We start from the raw sequence: 14,526 nt of genomic DNA, 5'->3' as shown, positions 1-14,526 counted from the left end.
CCACGGTCAGCACCGTCGCACCGCGACGAGCAGCCTCGGCCGCGAGCGCCAAGGGGCCGGCCGCCCGGCCCGACTGCGAGACTGCGACGACGAGGTCGAGGGCCCCCACCCAACCGGGCAGCGGCGCGCTCGTGCAGCTCTGCACCGGGATCGCACCACCCTCGCGGGCCACCGCCTCGAACAGCTCTGCCACACATGCAGACCCGCCCGTCGCGGCGACCACGACACCTCTCGGCGCGACATCGCTGAGCCGTTCCAGCCCAGCGCTCGCGGAGGCCTCGAGGGCCCGGCGGACACTCGCGCCGGCGCCGGCCAAGGCGCGGAGCGTGCCACTGGCGTCGAGGCGTTCGAGGGCGTCGAGGTCATCGAGGCCGGACTCTTCGAACATGTGGCTCAGGTGTCGGTCGGGCGGGCGAGGTCCACGAGCAGGACGGGCACCCCGTCATCGATGGGGTACGCCAGTTGGCATACGGGACAATGGAGCTCGGGTCCCTGAGGGCCCTGGCTATCGGTCAGTTCACCTTTGCAGCGGGGGCAGCGCAGGATCTCCCGCAGCCAGGGCTCGATGGTCTCTCTCTGCTCGCCGATGTCGCTGTTCATTCGGGCCGCTCCTCCTCGTCACGGGCTGGGGCGGCTCCGCCCCGGATGAGCCCGAGGACCTCGTCACGGATCCGGATCATCGTCTCACGGTCGCCCGCCTCGACGTTGAGCCGCAGCAGCGGTTCCGTGTTGGACGCGCGAACGTTGAACCACCACATCTCGCTGGTGGACTCGGGGGCGGTGACGGTGAGCCCGTCCAGCTCGTCGATGCCGGCTTTTCGCACGTCCGCCCACGCGCGCACCCTGTCGACGATGCTGGACTGGTCCTCGACCGTCGAATTGATCTCTCCTGAGGAGGCGTACCGCTCGTAGTTGCGGGCGATCTCATCGAGAGGGCGATCCTGTTCGCCTAGGGCGGCGAGGACGTGGAGGGCCGCGAGCATGCCGGTGTCCGCGAACCAGAAGTCGCGGAAGTAGTAGTGGGCCGAGTGCTCCCCGCCGAAGACCGCGCCGACTCGGGCCATCTCCGCCTTGATGAACGAGTGACCGACCCGGGTCCGGACGGGTGTCGCCTGGTGCTCGCGGCAGACCTCGGCGACTGCTGCGCTGGAGATGACGTTGTGGACGATGGCCACGTCACGCTCGCCCGCCTCACGCGCCCGGCTGATCTCACGCGCAGCGACCAGGCCGGTGATCGCGCTCGGGGACACCGGCTTCCCGTCGGCGTCGACGACGAAGCACCGGTCGGCGTCGCCGTCGAAGGCCAGGCCCAGATCTGCGCCATGGACCCGAACGGCCTCCTGGAGGTCCACGAGGTTCGCCGGATCGAGCGGGTTGGCCTCATGGTTAGGGAAGGTGCCGTCAAGCTCGAAGTACAGCGGCACGATCTCCAGCGGGAGCGGCGGCAGACCGGCAGCCGTGCCGAGGACGGCCGGCACCGTCAGACCGCTCATGCCGTTGGCGGCGTCGACCACGATCTTGAGGGGTCGGGAGCCGCTGAGATCGACGAGGCTGCGAAGGAAGGCGCTGTAGTCCGCCAGCATGTCGCGGATCTCGATGGTGCCACGTGCGCTCCGGGGAGCGGGGAGCCCGGAGCGCCCGTCGAGCAGCCACTGCGCAAGGTCGCGGACCTCGCCCAGACCCGTGTCCTGCCCGACCGGTTGTGCGGCAGCGCGGCACAGCTTGATCCCGTTGTACTTGGCCGGGTTGTGGCTGGCGGTGAACATCGCACCGGGCAGGTCGAGCGCCCCGCTCGCGTAGTAGAGCCCATCCGTCGAGCAGAGCCCGATGAGCGTCACGTCGATGCCCCGCGCGTTGATGCCGTCCGCGAAGGCGCCCGACAGGTCCGGTGAGCTCGGGCGCATGTCGTACCCGATGACGACGCGATCCTTTCCGTCCGGGATCGCGATGACCTCGGCGAACGCGGTGCCGAGCGCGCGCGCCACGTCCGGCGACAGCTGCTCGGGGACGAGCCCACGCACGTCGTAGGCCTTGACGAAGTCGGTGAGTACGGGCACGGCGACGACCTTAGTCGTCACGAGTCCTTGAGCATGCGCAGGTGCCCCCGCCGGCGGGCCTCGACGATGCCGGACCCTGCTTCCGCGCTGGCCTGACCTCGTGGGGTCGGCCCCTGCGGCGCCTCGTCACCTCCGGTCCCCGTCCGCTCGGCCCTGGCCGTACGGCGATGTGACCCCGGCCGTCCCGCCTCTCGCACGGCATCGGCGAGCGCCAACAGGTCGTCCGCAGCAAGGACCGGCTCGGAGAACTCCCCGCCGACGCGCACCACGCTCCAGCCGCGGGGTGCGGTGAGCCGCTCGGCATGGTCTCGACACAGGTCATACGTGTGGGGTTCGGCGTAGGTGGCGAGCGGGCCCAGGACGATGGCCCGGTCTGCGTAGGCGTAGGTCAGGGTGGCGACGGCGGGGCGAGCGCAACCGGTCTTCGAGCAACCACGTGTGAGACCCACGATCGTGGACTCTAGTCGGGTCGACCGGCCCCGACGACACACCACGCCGAGGCAGCCGATCTAGAGTGTCGATGTGAGCACGAGTCATCGGCAGGTTCCGGCTCAGACTGCCCGGTCACGCCGGCGGGACCGCCACGGCCGTGGCCCGCGCGGGCCCTTGGCCTGGCCGCCCGTTCCCGCGATGTCGAGTCGGCGGGATCGCTTCGACGACTACGTTCTCGACGCCGCCGCTCGTCTTGAGGCGACCTGTGGCAGGGCGTTTCCCGCCGTCGAGTTCGCCGTCGAGGACGTTCCGCGGGGGCCCGCACCATGGGAGCACCGCGAGGTCCCGCTCGGGCGGCTCTTCCCGGCCAGTGGCAGTCGCCCGGCCCGCATCGTGGTCTATCGGCGTCCGGTCGAGACGCGAGTGTCTGACCCGCGCGACGTGGCAGCCCTCGTGGCCGACATCGTCACGGAGCAGGTGGCCGGGCTGCTGGGCGTTCCTCCTGAGGAGCTGGACCCCGGCTTCGGCGATTGACGGCCTGCCGCCCACCTCCCGTCGAGCGTGCACGTGGCGTGGCCTCGGAACGGCGCCGACTGCACACTGGACTGAAGGGACGGTAGGGCTGGAACCGGGCGCCGGGGACGGGACCGAGCCCAGCGGCATACGACATGGTCCTCAGGCGGGCCCGAAGGGCAGCCGCCTACCGGGTGACCTGACGCACCGGCACGGCCGTCTCTGTCGTCGGTGCGCTCGGGACCGGGACGACGCTGTAGTACGGAACACCCTTGTCGCTGAACGCGACGGTGACCGCTGCCCGGACGTCCCCGGCCGTCGTCGAGATCCAGATCCGGTCCGCAGCGCCGAGCGGGACGCTCGCCGCGGTCCATTTCGAGACCCGAGTGTTGACCCTTCGCTCTGAATCGCCGCTGCCGAGCGTCGTGATGACGTCTCCCCCCGCGGGCCCGGCGACCAGATGAAGGGTCCTGGTCTCGCCCGGCCGCATCGGACCGGGGATGACCACACCTCCGCTGATGGCGATGGGCGGTAGGGCGGGGGTCCAACCGAAGTCGCCCTCTCGGTCAGCTCCCGTCGCCTGCCGGCGGTCGGAGAGGACCGCTGCCGTGAGGGGGCGGTCCGACGTGATGCGCAGGCCGCTCGATCCCACGGCCAACGTGAGTGGCACGTCGAGCGTCGACCCGGCACCGACGCGGACGGCCCGCAGCTCGGCCGGCTGCACCGGGCCGCGCGCAGTGAGAACCGTCACCTGAGCAAGCCCCTCGGCGTCCCCGGGGTTGACCAGGCGCAGGACCAGCTCTCCCTCCCCCGACGGAGCGGCCTCGACACCAGCGACCACGAGGTCCCGCGACGGCGCTGCTGCCGCGGTGGCATCGTCGGCACCACGTGCGGTTGCACCATCGATCCAGGCGTCGCTGAGCACGGCGGACACGACGCCGCCCGTGGCGATGACGTGGACGGCCGGTCGCAGCTCGTCAGGTGCCAGGGCGTCGAGCGACATCGACAACCGTGACGTAGGGGAAATCGAGACGGCCGTTCGGTCAGTGGCATCGACAGGGCCCTCCGCGCCGAAGACCTCCACGACCACGCTGACGGCATTGGCTCCGGGGTTGGTGATGACGACCCGCTCGGTCCGGGACGCACCGCCACCGCCCGCGATGAGCCAGACGTCCGCGCTCGGCTCGAGGCAGGGAGTGAGGACGAAGCCCCGATCGTCGTCACCGGAGTGCAACCAGCTCTGTGTGGCGGCGACACCGGGCGCGAGGCCCCCCTCACCGCTCACGACGACGGGGGCATCCCCCTCGCCCGGTCCGGCGACGGACTCGAACCGTTGGTCGGTCGACGCCGTGGTGCGGCCCGATGGGTCGAGCAGGGCGACCTTTCCCGAGTCAGGGGCTGCCCGCGGGAGGCCGGCGAGCGCAGCCTCGGGGGCGGCCGCAGCAGTCACCTGCACGGTCCCCACCACGTCCCGCATGCCCTGCGTGCCGACGCGTTGCTGACCGGGGCAGACGAGGGCCGCCGACTCGACGAGCACCTGTGAGGTCTGCGGCAGGCCGGCGCGTTCGGTCGGGGCTGCGAGCTGAACCGTGCCCTCCGTCCTGGTCGCTCCGACCGCGAGCCCAGCGGCTGCCAGGGCGATCAGAGCCGGGCGGATCAGGCGGGTCCACTTCCGGACCCAGGCGCCCCGAACAGCTGGTGTGGCGAGCAGGCCCGCCGACGGGCCCTGTCGACTGGGCTCGTTCACGACGTCGACCTCCTCGACCGGCGGTTGCCGAAGGGCAGGGCCATGAACACGACGAAGGTCAGCACGATGCCCTGCGCAAGCCGCCACCACGGCTGGTACGCGGTCAGGTCGATGCGCAGCTGACCACCGGCCGGGGGCAGGTCGTAGCTGGGCTGGCTCTGCCCAGCCACCGGCTGCAGGGGACGGCCGTCCAGCTCCACCACCCCGTGTCGGGCCCACTCGGACGGCTCGGCGACGACCAGACGTCGGGGACCGGCGGCGGTAGGGATCCTCTCCTCGGCAGCGGCGTGCGGACCGTGGGTACGCACGATGGCGATCAGCCGCCCATCGGCGTCGACGATCCGAGCTCTGGACGGGGCGGCGACCGGCGTCACACCCTGGGCGCTGGAATGCGGTTGGACCTTCCACAGCATCCCGTGCTGGCTGGCGCCGAGCCGGGTGAGTCCTCGGGTCGCGTCGAGCCGGCGGGCCAGCGGGGCGCCGCTGTCGGCCTTGGCCTGGACGAAGCCGATGCCCCAGTCCGCCAGCTCGGATGCGTCGAGCACGTCGGTCGAGCGGCCGCCGACGAGACGGGCCACCGCATCGACAAGGGGCCGGTCGTCCGCCGTGGCGGGGCGATCGAGGTCTCGCAGCAGGCCGCCTGGCTCCCGACCGGTCAGCACGAAGTCCACCACCTCGGTCGACGGGCGCAGGAGCAGCAGCCGATTGCTCAGCGGGTCGTCCGACTGCTCGACGGCCACGGCCGGGAGCGTCGCCTCACCGACCGTCAGGGTGCGCCCCGTGCCGGATATCCCCCAGTGAGCCAGCATGGCCAGGACGGGAACCACGACAAGCCCAGCCAGACACGTCGTGCCGACGACGTGCCAGCGCCGTGCTGTGGCGCCCTGCGGAGAGCCTGCCTCCCGCCCTCGACGGACGACGCGGCTGCCCACGAGAACGCCGATGAGGAGACCTGCGATCCAGAGTTCGAGCCCGATCCCCGTCCACGGGTGGGCCGCCGCGGACTGGCCCACCCCGGTCTCGGCCGAACCGACGATGACGCGAGCGGACCCGAGCGCCGCGGCGAGTCCCAGAACGGCCAGAACACTGGCGACGCCCAGGCCGACCCTCTCCGCACGGCTCCTGCCCTGCACCGCATAGCCCAGCGCTCCGAGCGCGACAAGCGAGGCGAGCAGGGGCGCTGCAACGGGGGTCGCGGCTGGCCCTGCCTCGCCAAGGAGGATCCTCCAGGGCTCCGGCGGCGCCGCGGTCGACAGCAGGCCGGGGCCCGAGAGGAGCAGCCGCCAGTCCTCGACGGCGCTGCCGACCCACGGCCCCAGCAGGGCTGGCGGGACGGTGAGGAGCACGAGCGCGCGCAACCGGCGCGTGCCCGGTCCGACGAGCAGCAGGCCGAGCGCCGCAGCCGTGGAGACGATGAGGAAGGGTGGGACGAGAGCGCCGAGCAGAGCGGTGGCCAAGGCAGTGGCGAACGTTGCCGTGTAGGTGCCGTGCCGCTGGGCCGCGAGGGCGAAGCCGGCGAGGACGAGGGGGACGAGGACGTGTCCCAGCGCGGCAGTCACCCTACCGTCGGAGACGGCCATCGTCATCACGGACGAAGCCCCCCAGGCCAGCCCGACGACCGCCCGCGCCACGCGCGAGTGGGTGACGACGCGCCCCGCGAGATAGGCCGACCACACCGAGAGGACTGGTGCGAGGAAGAGCAGCCACGCGATGGTCACACCGGCACTCGATCGGCTCTGCGCCACTCCGGGCACGAGTTCGGCCACCCACGTGACCGCAGACAGGATCGCCAGATGCGGGCTGGTGTCCCCGCTCGAGCCCAGCCCGGCACCGTGCCACGAGTCCCGATACGCGTGCCAGAGCCCCGACGAGTCCGTGGCGACAGGACTCAGCTCCCCCCCGGCGACGCCGGTGCGGGTCGGGGACAACGCGCCCGCCCCGATCGCTTCACGCCATGCGAGGCCTGTCATCACGAGCATCGTGACCACCGCCAGGAAGCCGGGGTGTCTCGCGATGCGTTGGGGCAGCGCCGGCGGGAGAGCATTGACTGACTCCCCCTCGTCGGCCATGGGTCCCGTCTCCGTGGTGGGCGCCACCTCGCGCGGCGCCCGCTCGGGTGTCACCACGTCCTGGATGCGGTCCAAGGTGGAGCGAGCTGCCTCAGTGGGTGAGACGAAGACGGTCCGGAGGTCCCCGCCACCGAGGCGTCTCGTACGGCGGCCCCGCCACCGCGCTCCGAGGATCGACACAGGGTGCAGGACGGCGGTCGCGTCACCGAGCTCGCGCCTGGCTGCTCGCGGCCGTTTCGCGAGGAGGAGGAAGATCGCGGCACCGACTGCTGAGAGCACGATCCACAACGACAGCAGGGGAAGGGCCGCGAGCGAGCACCTGGCCAGAGCTACGTGCCGAGCCGCGCGTCGGGCCTGCCAGTGGGACGTGGTGAAACGAGCCCCACCGTGCCGCTCGTCGGATCCCCCGCCCAGCCCCTCCTCGCCCGTGTACGACTCTCGAAGGGTCGCCCGCGGCACGACGATGACGCGGTATCCCGCGAGCTGTGCGCGCCATCCCAGATCGAGATCGGCCCCGGCGTTCTCGAACGACCGATCGAAACCGCGCAGGTCGGTATGGACATCGCGACGCAGGAGCATGCCGTTCGTGCTCACGGCGAGGACGTCCGTCCGCTGGTCGTGCTGGCCCTGGTCTGCCTCTCCGGGCTCCGGCGAGGGAATCCAGCGACCGGTCCGCGTCGCCTGGAGGCCGAGCGAGACGAGCAAGCGTGGATCGTCCCAGTCGACGATCTTGGGACCCGCGACACCGGCCGAGGGCGACTTCTGGACCGCCTCGAGCAGGCGCGCCAGCGTCGTCGGCGACGGCCTCGAGTTGCCGTGCAGCACCCAGAGCCACTCGGGTGCCCGGGCCGGTGCGGGCGTCGAGCCATTCCGGGTGGCGTGCTCGTCGGCTGGCCCCGACGGCGCTCCGAGGTGCGCGACACCGAGGTCGATGGCCCGCCCGATGGGGACCCGCTCGTCGATCCGGAGGACCGTGACCTCGGGGATCGCCTGCCGCACGCCGGAGTGTGCGCGCGCCATGGCAACGGACGTGTCGGTGCTCGCCACGTCGACGATGAGCAGTCGGTCGGGCGGGACGGTCTGGGTGGCAATGCCATCGAGGCATTCGGCCAACCAGCGACGACCGTTGCGCACGATGAGCAGGGCGCTCACGGAGGCGCGGGGGTCGGCCGCTCGTCCCATGGAGGGGGGGACGGACGAGGCGGCAGCCCCTGCGCCAGCCGTGGGAGTCGCGCCCCGGCTCAGCTCGTCGGGCACAGCGTGCTCCTCCACCCGGGTACCGTTGCGGGTCCCGGGCTCGGCCCGCATGCTCAGACCGCGCGCTTCTTCAGCTTGCGGCGTTCGCGCTCCGAGAGCCCGCCCCAGATGCCGAAACGCTCATCGTTGGCGAGGGCGTACTCGAGGCACTCGGCGCGGACTTCGCAGCCCACGCAGACTTTCTTGGCCTCACGGGTGGAGCCGCCCTTCTCAGGGAAGAACGCCTCCGGATCGGTCTGGGCGCAGAGCGACCGCTCCTGCCAAGAGAGCTCGCCCTCCTGCCCGCCCACATCAGATATCACCAGTACCAGCTCGTGCATGACCCCTCCTCGACCCTGACTTCTTCTGTCAGCACTGCCTTATCCCTGCGTGTCTCGCCGGCTGCCCCCCACAGGCCTTGGCCTGTAGGGCCAACTGGCAAGTACAACAATGAAATTACAAGCGTGTCATGCACCCCACGTCAAGCCGTATGGTGATATTTGCCCGCCGGGTGCGAGGTCTGGTAATGCCTGCGCCTCAGCTCCGTAACCGCTGACGCACTGGGCGACCGCTCCTGAGAGGATCGGCGGCATGCGGATCACAGCCCTGGCCGGCGGAGTGGGCGGCGCCCGGTTCCTTCGAGGACTCGTGCACCACCTTCGGGCCGACTATCCGGACGAGCAGCCTCAGGTCACCGTCATCGGCAATACCGGCGACGACATCACGCTCTTCGGACTACGCGTGTGCCCTGACCTCGACACCATCCTCTACACGCTGGGCGGCGGCGTGCACGAGGGACAGGGATGGGGACGGGCGGACGAGTCCCATCACGTGGCCGCAGAGCTGGCCGAGCTCGGGGCTACGCCCCAGTGGTTCTCCTTGGGGGACAAGGATTTCGCGACACACATCTACCGCTCGCAGCTCTTGGCACGCGGTATGCCGCTGAGCTCGGTCACTGCCCAACTCGCGGCCCGTTGGGGGCTGGGCGACCACGGCGTGACGCTCCTTCCCATGACCGACACCCCGGTGGAGACCCACGTGGTCGTCACCCAGGGCGGGGACCAGGTGGCCATCCACTTCCAGGAGTGGTGGGTACGTCATCAGGCGGCGCTCGAGGCCGACCGGTTCGTGGTCGCAGGACTGGACTCGGCAACCGCGGCACCCGGCGTCCTCGAGGCCATCCGCTCAGCCGACGTCGTCCTCCTGCCGCCGAGCAACCCCGTCGTGTCCATCGGGATCATCCTCGGAGTCCCCGGCGTCCGTGATGCCCTGCGAGGCACCCGCGCGCCCGTCGTGGGCGTTTCTCCGCTCGTCGGGGGGCGACCCGTCCGCGGCCACGCGGACGTGTGCCTGCGGACCATCGGGGTGGACACCACGAGCGAGGCGATCGCGGGTCTGTACCAGGACTTCCTCGACGGCTGGCTCGTCGACTCAGAGGATGCGATGGCGCACCTCACGGGTTCGTCTCGGTTGGCCGTGGTCGCGCGGCCCCTCCTGATGAGCTCGGTCGCCGCTGCAGCGGACATCGCCGGCGCGGCATTGGCGCTCGCGCTGCGTGTCGCGGGGGCTCCGGACCAGACGGAGCTGCAGAAATGAGCACGTCGAAACCGGCCCTCGCCCCGAGCGCACCGGTCACGGTGACTCCGGTCATCGGCATTCCAGAGGTGCGCGAAGGCGACGACCTCGCCAACGTGGTCGACGCGGGGCTGATCCGCTCAGGTCTGCGACTCGTCGACGGCGACATCGTGGTCGTGTCGAGCAAGATCGCGAGCAAGTCGCTCGGGCTCGTCACGCATCACCCCGACAAGGACCGGGTCGTTGCGGCCGAGACCGAGTACGTCGTGGCCGAGCGGGCCCTCCCCGATCGGGTCGCACGCGTCGTCCGCGCCAAGGCGGGGCCGATCATGGCCGCGGCGGGCGTCGACGGCTCCAACACGGGCGAGCGCGGCGGCTGGCTGCTCCTCCCCCACGACCCCGACGCAGTGTGTGCGCGATTGAGGGACGAGCTCGCCCGACGCCACGGAGTCCGCGTCGGCGTCATCCTCAGCGACACCTCTGGCCGCCCCTGGCGCATCGGGCAGGTCGACTTCGCACTCGGGGTGCACGGCGTCCTCGCCACTGACGATCTCAGAGGCGGCCTGGACGCTGACGGCAGGCGCCTGGAGGTCACGACGCGTGCGCTCGCGGACGAGATCGCCGCGGCTGCCGACCTGGCCAAGGGCAAGGTCCATGCCGTTCCTGCAGCGGTGGTCCGCGGCCTCGGGTCGTTCGTCCCGGAGACCGACGACCCGGCTGCCGTGCGCGGGCGCGACCTCGTCCGGTCGGGACCGGACGACTGGTTCGGCTATGGACGGGTGGAGGCCGTCCGTGCGGCGCTGGGTGTCGAGCCCGGCACGACCGATGCGGACGCCGTCGGCATCCCGCCGGCGTCGCACCGTGATTCCACGCGCCTCGACGCGGTCGGGCGGGCGGTACGCGCCGCACTTCACGGGATCGACTCGGGCAGCGCCGACCTCGGACAGCTGTCGGTCACCCTGAGCGCTGACACGCCCTTCGAGCTCGGGCGGCTGACGGCCAGACTGGAGGCCGCACTGTGGTGCGAGTGGTTGCGCGGGACCCCGAGACAGCCGAGCGCCGATGGCCTGTCAGTCGTCGTCGAGGTCTCCGGATTTGCCGACCGACACAGTCAAGCACCCCGCTGACCGCACGGTCCGGCAATCACGCGAACGACCGTGGGGCATGATCCGCGTCTCGTCCCTTGGCCCAGGCCTTGCTCAGGTGACCGTGAAGACGACCTTGCCGAACACGTCGCCGTCGACCATGCGGGCGAAGCCCTCCCGGGCGTCGCTGAGCGGCAGCACGGTATCGATGACCGGCTCGATGCGCTGCTGCACGATGAAGCGCGACAGATGTGCGAGCTCGTCACGAGTGCCCATCGTCGAGCCGACCACGCGCAGCTGCTTGAAGAAGATCTTCGTCAGCTCCGCCTTTCCCGGCGCATCGCCCGAGGTGGCCCCGGAGATGACGATCGTGCCGCCCGGGCGCAGCGAGTTCACCGAATGGGACCAGGTGGCTGCCCCGACGGTCTCCATCACGGCATCGACCCGCTCCGGTAACCGCTCCCCCGACTCGAACACTCGGTCCGCGCCGATGGACTGGGCCTTCTCTGCCTTGGCCGCATCCCGCGAGGTCGCCCACATCCGGTAGCCGGCGGACGCGCCAAGCTGGATGAGCGCCGTCGCGACGCCGCCGCCAGCCCCTTGGACGAGCACCGTGCCGCCGGGCTTGACACCGGAGTTGGTGAAGAGCATCCGGTAGGCCGTGAGCCACGCCGTCGAGAGGCAGGCCGCCGCCTCCCACGTGAGGTCGGCCGGCTTGGGAACGAGGTTGCCGCGCGGCACGAGGACGTACTCGGCGAGGGTGCCGTCGTGCAGCTCGGAAAGGAGGGTGCGCTTCGGGTCGAGGGTCTCGTCGCCCTGCCATCCGTCCGACGCGACGACCGCGTGGACGATGACCTCATTGCCCTCCTCGTCGACCCCGGCCCCGTCACAGCCGAGCACCATGGGCAGTCGCTCCGCGGGCAGCCCGACGCCCCGGAGCGACCAGACGTCGTGATGGTTCAGTCCTGCGGTGCGCAGCCGCACCCTGGCCCAGCCCTCGCCCGGCTGCGGGTCCGGTCGCTCCCCGACGACGAGCCCGGAGAGCGGGTCGGTGGTCGACTGGCTGGCGGCGTAGACAGCGAGCATGACTGCACCCTAACGACCGGGCCACCAGCGGGCCCGAGCGGGGGCGGGAGGACTGGGACCGCGCTGGGCCCGGTGAACCGGGCCCAGCGGCATACGACCTGATGGGGTGCTTCAGCCACAGCGGACGGCGAGGCCCGAGACCGCCTCCGCCACACGCTTGGCGACGCGGTCGTCGAACACGCTCGGCACGACGAGGTCTGCGGCCGGCTCGTCGACGAGGTCGGCGATCGCACGGGCGGCCGCCAGCTTCATCTCCTCGGTGATCGCGCCCACGCCCGAGTCGAGAGCCCCCCGGAAGATGCCGGGGAACGCGAGCACGTTGTTGATCTGGTTGGGGAAGTCGGACCGACCTGTCGCAACGACTTCGGCGAATTTGTGCGCGACGGACGGGTGGACCTCGGGGTCCGGGTTGGCCAACGCGAAGATGATCGCCCGCGGCGCCATCCGCATCAGGTCACTCTCAGGCACCGTCCCGCCCGACACGCCGATGTAGACGTCCGAACCCTCGAGCGCATCACCGAGGAGGCCGGTGCGGCCGGACCGGTTGGTGGTGTCGCGGAGCGCCTCCTTGTGGTCGGGCAGGCCCACTCGATCCGGGCCGATGATCCCCGACGAGTCCACGACGATGACGTCGCCGACACCAGCCCGGACGAGGATGGATGACACGGCGACACCCGCGGCGCCTGCACCGGACACGACGACGGTGAGGTCCTCGAGACGCTTGTCGACGACCCGCGCAGCGTTGTACAGCGCGGCCAGGGCAACGATCGCCGTGCCGTGCTGGTCGTCGTGGAAGACGGGGATGTCCAGGCGCTCCTTGAGGCGACGCTCGATCTCGAAGCACCGCGGCGCCGAGATGTCCTCGAGGTTGATGCCGCCGTACGTCGGCGCCATCCGCGCGACCGCGTCGACGAGCTCGTCCACCGTGCCGGTCTCGAGGCACACCGGGACGGCGTCGACGTCCGCGAAGTGCTTGAAGAGCACCGCCTTGCCCTCCATCACGGGCATCGCTGCGAGCGGTCCAATATTTCCGAGGCCGAGGACGGCGGTGCCGTCGGTGACGACCGCGACGGTGTTGCGCCTGCTCGTGTAGCGAGCGGCCAGGGCGGAGTCGGCTGCGATCGCCCGGGAGACCTCCGCCACTCCCGGGGTGTACAACAGGGCCAGGTCCTCAGCGTCACGCAGCGGCGAGGTCGCGTGTACCCCGAGTTTGCCGCCCTCGTGCGCCCGGAACACCGGGTCGTTCACGTCGAAGGGCTGGCTGACGGGCAACGCACTCATGAGAGGAACTCCTCGTTCGCATGGGATGAGCATCGACAGGGCACCGCGCCCTGACGGAAATGGCAAGGGCCGCGGGTCTGGCCACTGGTGCAGTATGCGAGACGGGGATTACCCGAACGGCGACAGTCTGCCACAACGGATGGTGCTGACGACACGTGACGCCGGCAAATCGTTGTGGAACGAGTCACCTACAAGCGTCGCCTGAGATCGGCGCCACTCGTTTGCGATGGCTGGGCTGCGTCGAGGTGGCGAAGGAGTGCGTCGACCACGTGCGGGTCGTACTCGTAGCCGAGGCCGAGGTAGATCCGCTCGACCGCCGCGTCCCGCGCCGTCCGGCTTCGGGACCCCTCGGTCAGGTCCTCGTAGGCGTTGACCACCTTGATGATCCGGCTCGTGAGGGGGATCTCCTCACCGAGTTCACGAAGCTGGCGATAGGGCGTCGCCTGGTGCTCCAGGATCTGCGCCACGTCGTCGAGGACGCCGGTCTCGCGCACGATGGCCAGCGTGTCGGCACCGATGCGCCGCTGGTCTGCAGGCGCTGCGAGGACGGTCGCGCCGCCGGGGATGGGGTCGACGAGGGCGACCTGGCCGATGTCGTGCAGGAGTGCGGCGTACTCGAGATCGAGCAGCTCCCGCTCCGACAGGCCGAGTTCCCGCCCCACCGCGACGGAGGTCGCGGCGACCCGCTCCGAGTGTCCCGACGGGGTGTAGCCCGCGACGTCGGTGAGCCGCGCAAGGGTACGGATGCTCTGCAGATAGGTGGCCCGGATACTGACGTATCGGCGGAATGCGAAGAGCGTGAGCACCAGCGGTGACAGGAAGAGCGGCACTGCCGGAGCCCCCAGAGGCGGGACCGCCAGGGCGATGAGCACACCGGTCACGGCGAGGGCCGTGGAGAGGGCGAAGCTCGACCGCAGCTCGTCCTTGAAGGTCTGCCACCACGCGGCGCGGAGCACAGCACGTGCGGTTGTGGTGACGAACGCGTCAGCGAGGAGCCCGACGAAAGCGATCGCGAGCATGAGCACCGCGCTCTGCCACGGCTCCAGCCCGTCGTCCCTGATCGGCTCTCCTCGGGCCTGGCTGAGATGGATCCCGCGGTAGAGCAGGGCGGCGACGGCGATGCTGATGAACCGTCCGGCCGCCTCCACCGGGTTGACCGGGCGCCCGATCAGGTGCCTGGCGAGCCCCGCGACCGTCATCGCCATCGCAGTCACGGCGAGGACGAACACCGAGCCGTAGGACACACCCCTGTCGCCGGGCAGCTCGGTAGCGAACACGAAGCCGAGCGCAGCAGCGGTGGCGATGGGGGCGGAGCCTCGGAAGCGAGGTCCGGCCAGTTGGAACCACTCGCCGATGATGATGGCGGCGGCAAACGTTCCCACGAGCGCCGCGGTGCCCGTGTCGCCCCAGGCCGGAGAATCCGCGGACAGCACGATGAGGACGGC

The 14,526-nt window shown here is 70.9% G+C and carries 13 protein-coding genes; 3 read left to right on the top strand and 10 right to left on the bottom strand.

Features of this window, described 5'->3' with window-relative positions; translation table 11 throughout:
• The 4 genes from VIR15_RS17690 to VIR15_RS17675 form a co-directional block, all read right to left on the bottom strand.
• Positions 1-388: phosphoheptose isomerase family protein (locus tag VIR15_RS17690; protein ID WP_524538107.1), on the bottom strand; the 388-nt coding region annotated here is incomplete at its 3' end.
• Positions 389-393: 5 nt separating this feature from the next.
• On the bottom strand, positions 394-600 hold the full coding sequence (locus VIR15_RS17685) for a Trm112 family protein (RefSeq protein WP_331930149.1): 207 nt from the start codon (positions 598-600) through the stop codon (positions 394-396).
• A complete protein-coding gene (locus VIR15_RS17680; RefSeq protein WP_331930147.1) occupies positions 597-2,057 on the bottom strand; it encodes a phosphomannomutase/phosphoglucomutase in 1,461 nt (486 codons plus the stop codon). Before VIR15_RS17680 ends, VIR15_RS17685 begins: the two co-directional genes overlap by 4 nt.
• Positions 2,058-2,074: 17 nt before the next feature.
• Positions 2,075-2,506 carry a DUF3499 domain-containing protein gene (locus VIR15_RS17675; RefSeq protein WP_331930145.1) on the bottom strand — a complete coding sequence of 144 codons (432 nt, stop codon included), beginning with the start codon at positions 2,504-2,506 and terminating at the stop codon, positions 2,075-2,077.
• Positions 2,507-2,687: 181 nt separating this feature from the next.
• Here VIR15_RS17675 and VIR15_RS17670 point away from each other — a divergent pair, with 181 nt between their 5' ends.
• On the top strand, positions 2,688-3,023 hold the full coding sequence (locus VIR15_RS17670) for a metallopeptidase family protein (RefSeq protein ID WP_331930143.1): 336 nt from the start codon (positions 2,688-2,690) through the stop codon (positions 3,021-3,023).
• Between the two features lie 166 nt (positions 3,024-3,189).
• Here VIR15_RS17670 and VIR15_RS17665 read toward each other — a convergent pair whose 3' ends face one another.
• Genes VIR15_RS17665 through VIR15_RS17655 form a run of 3 tightly spaced genes read right to left on the bottom strand, consistent with a single transcriptional unit; the run spans position 3,190 to position 8,395 of the window.
• Positions 3,190-4,749 carry a DUF5719 family protein gene (locus VIR15_RS17665; RefSeq protein WP_331930141.1) on the bottom strand — a complete coding sequence of 520 codons (1,560 nt, stop codon included), beginning with the start codon at positions 4,747-4,749 and terminating at the stop codon, positions 3,190-3,192.
• Positions 4,746-8,090, bottom strand: coding sequence for a glycosyltransferase (locus VIR15_RS17660; RefSeq protein WP_331930139.1), 3,345 nt, complete (start codon positions 8,088-8,090; stop codon positions 4,746-4,748). The genes VIR15_RS17665 and VIR15_RS17660 overlap by 4 nt, the downstream gene beginning before the upstream one ends.
• Before the next feature lie 38 nt (positions 8,091-8,128).
• Positions 8,129-8,395 carry a WhiB family transcriptional regulator gene (locus VIR15_RS17655; protein WP_331930137.1) on the bottom strand — a complete coding sequence of 89 codons (267 nt, stop codon included), beginning with the start codon at positions 8,393-8,395 and terminating at the stop codon, positions 8,129-8,131.
• A 250-nt stretch (positions 8,396-8,645) separates the two neighbouring features.
• On the opposite strand from VIR15_RS17655, the gene cofD reads away from it, so the two are divergent.
• Positions 8,646-9,650: a 2-phospho-L-lactate transferase gene (cofD, locus tag VIR15_RS17650; RefSeq protein WP_331930135.1), complete on the top strand. Its 1,005-nt coding sequence runs from the start codon at positions 8,646-8,648 to the stop codon at positions 9,648-9,650.
• The gene (locus tag VIR15_RS17645; protein ID WP_331930133.1) at positions 9,647-10,756 is read left to right on the top strand and encodes a coenzyme F420-0:L-glutamate ligase; all 1,110 of its coding nucleotides are present in this window, start codon (positions 9,647-9,649) and stop codon (positions 10,754-10,756) included. Before cofD ends, VIR15_RS17645 begins: the two co-directional genes overlap by 4 nt.
• Before the next feature lie 72 nt (positions 10,757-10,828).
• Here VIR15_RS17645 and VIR15_RS17640 read toward each other — a convergent pair whose 3' ends face one another.
• The 3 genes from VIR15_RS17640 to VIR15_RS17630 form a co-directional block, all read right to left on the bottom strand.
• A complete protein-coding gene (locus VIR15_RS17640; RefSeq protein WP_331930131.1) occupies positions 10,829-11,800 on the bottom strand; it encodes a zinc-binding dehydrogenase in 972 nt (323 codons plus the stop codon).
• Between the two features lie 111 nt (positions 11,801-11,911).
• Positions 11,912-13,081, bottom strand: coding sequence for an NAD(P)-dependent malic enzyme (locus VIR15_RS17635; protein ID WP_331930129.1), 1,170 nt, complete (start codon positions 13,079-13,081; stop codon positions 11,912-11,914).
• A gap of 188 nt (positions 13,082-13,269) precedes the next feature.
• Positions 13,270-14,526: HD-GYP domain-containing protein (locus tag VIR15_RS17630; RefSeq protein ID WP_331930127.1), on the bottom strand; the 1,257-nt coding region annotated here is incomplete at its 5' end.

The organism is Intrasporangium sp. (assembly GCF_036566125.1).
Taxonomy (GTDB): Bacteria; Actinomycetota; Actinomycetes; order Actinomycetales; family Dermatophilaceae; genus Intrasporangium.
This window is presented reverse-complemented; position numbering and strand designations above follow the sequence as displayed.

Bases quoted from the DNA above. Each gene is read 5' to 3' on its own strand.
- VIR15_RS17635 (WP_331930129.1), bottom strand. From the start codon at position 13,081: ATGAGTGCGTTGCCCGTCAGCCAGCCCTTCGACGTGAACGACCCGGTG.
- VIR15_RS17670 (WP_331930143.1), top strand. From the start codon at position 2,688: ATGTCGAGTCGGCGGGATCGCTTCGACGACTACGTTCTCGACGCCGCC.
- VIR15_RS17640 (WP_331930131.1), bottom strand. From the start codon at position 11,800: ATGCTCGCTGTCTACGCCGCCAGCCAGTCGACCACCGACCCGCTCTCC.
- VIR15_RS17655 (WP_331930137.1), bottom strand. From the start codon at position 8,395: ATGCACGAGCTGGTACTGGTGATATCTGATGTGGGCGGGCAGGAGGGC.
- VIR15_RS17685 (WP_331930149.1), bottom strand. From the start codon at position 600: ATGAACAGCGACATCGGCGAGCAGAGAGAGACCATCGAGCCCTGGCTG.
- VIR15_RS17645 (WP_331930133.1), top strand. From the start codon at position 9,647: ATGAGCACGTCGAAACCGGCCCTCGCCCCGAGCGCACCGGTCACGGTG.
- cofD (WP_331930135.1), top strand. From the start codon at position 8,646: ATGCGGATCACAGCCCTGGCCGGCGGAGTGGGCGGCGCCCGGTTCCTT.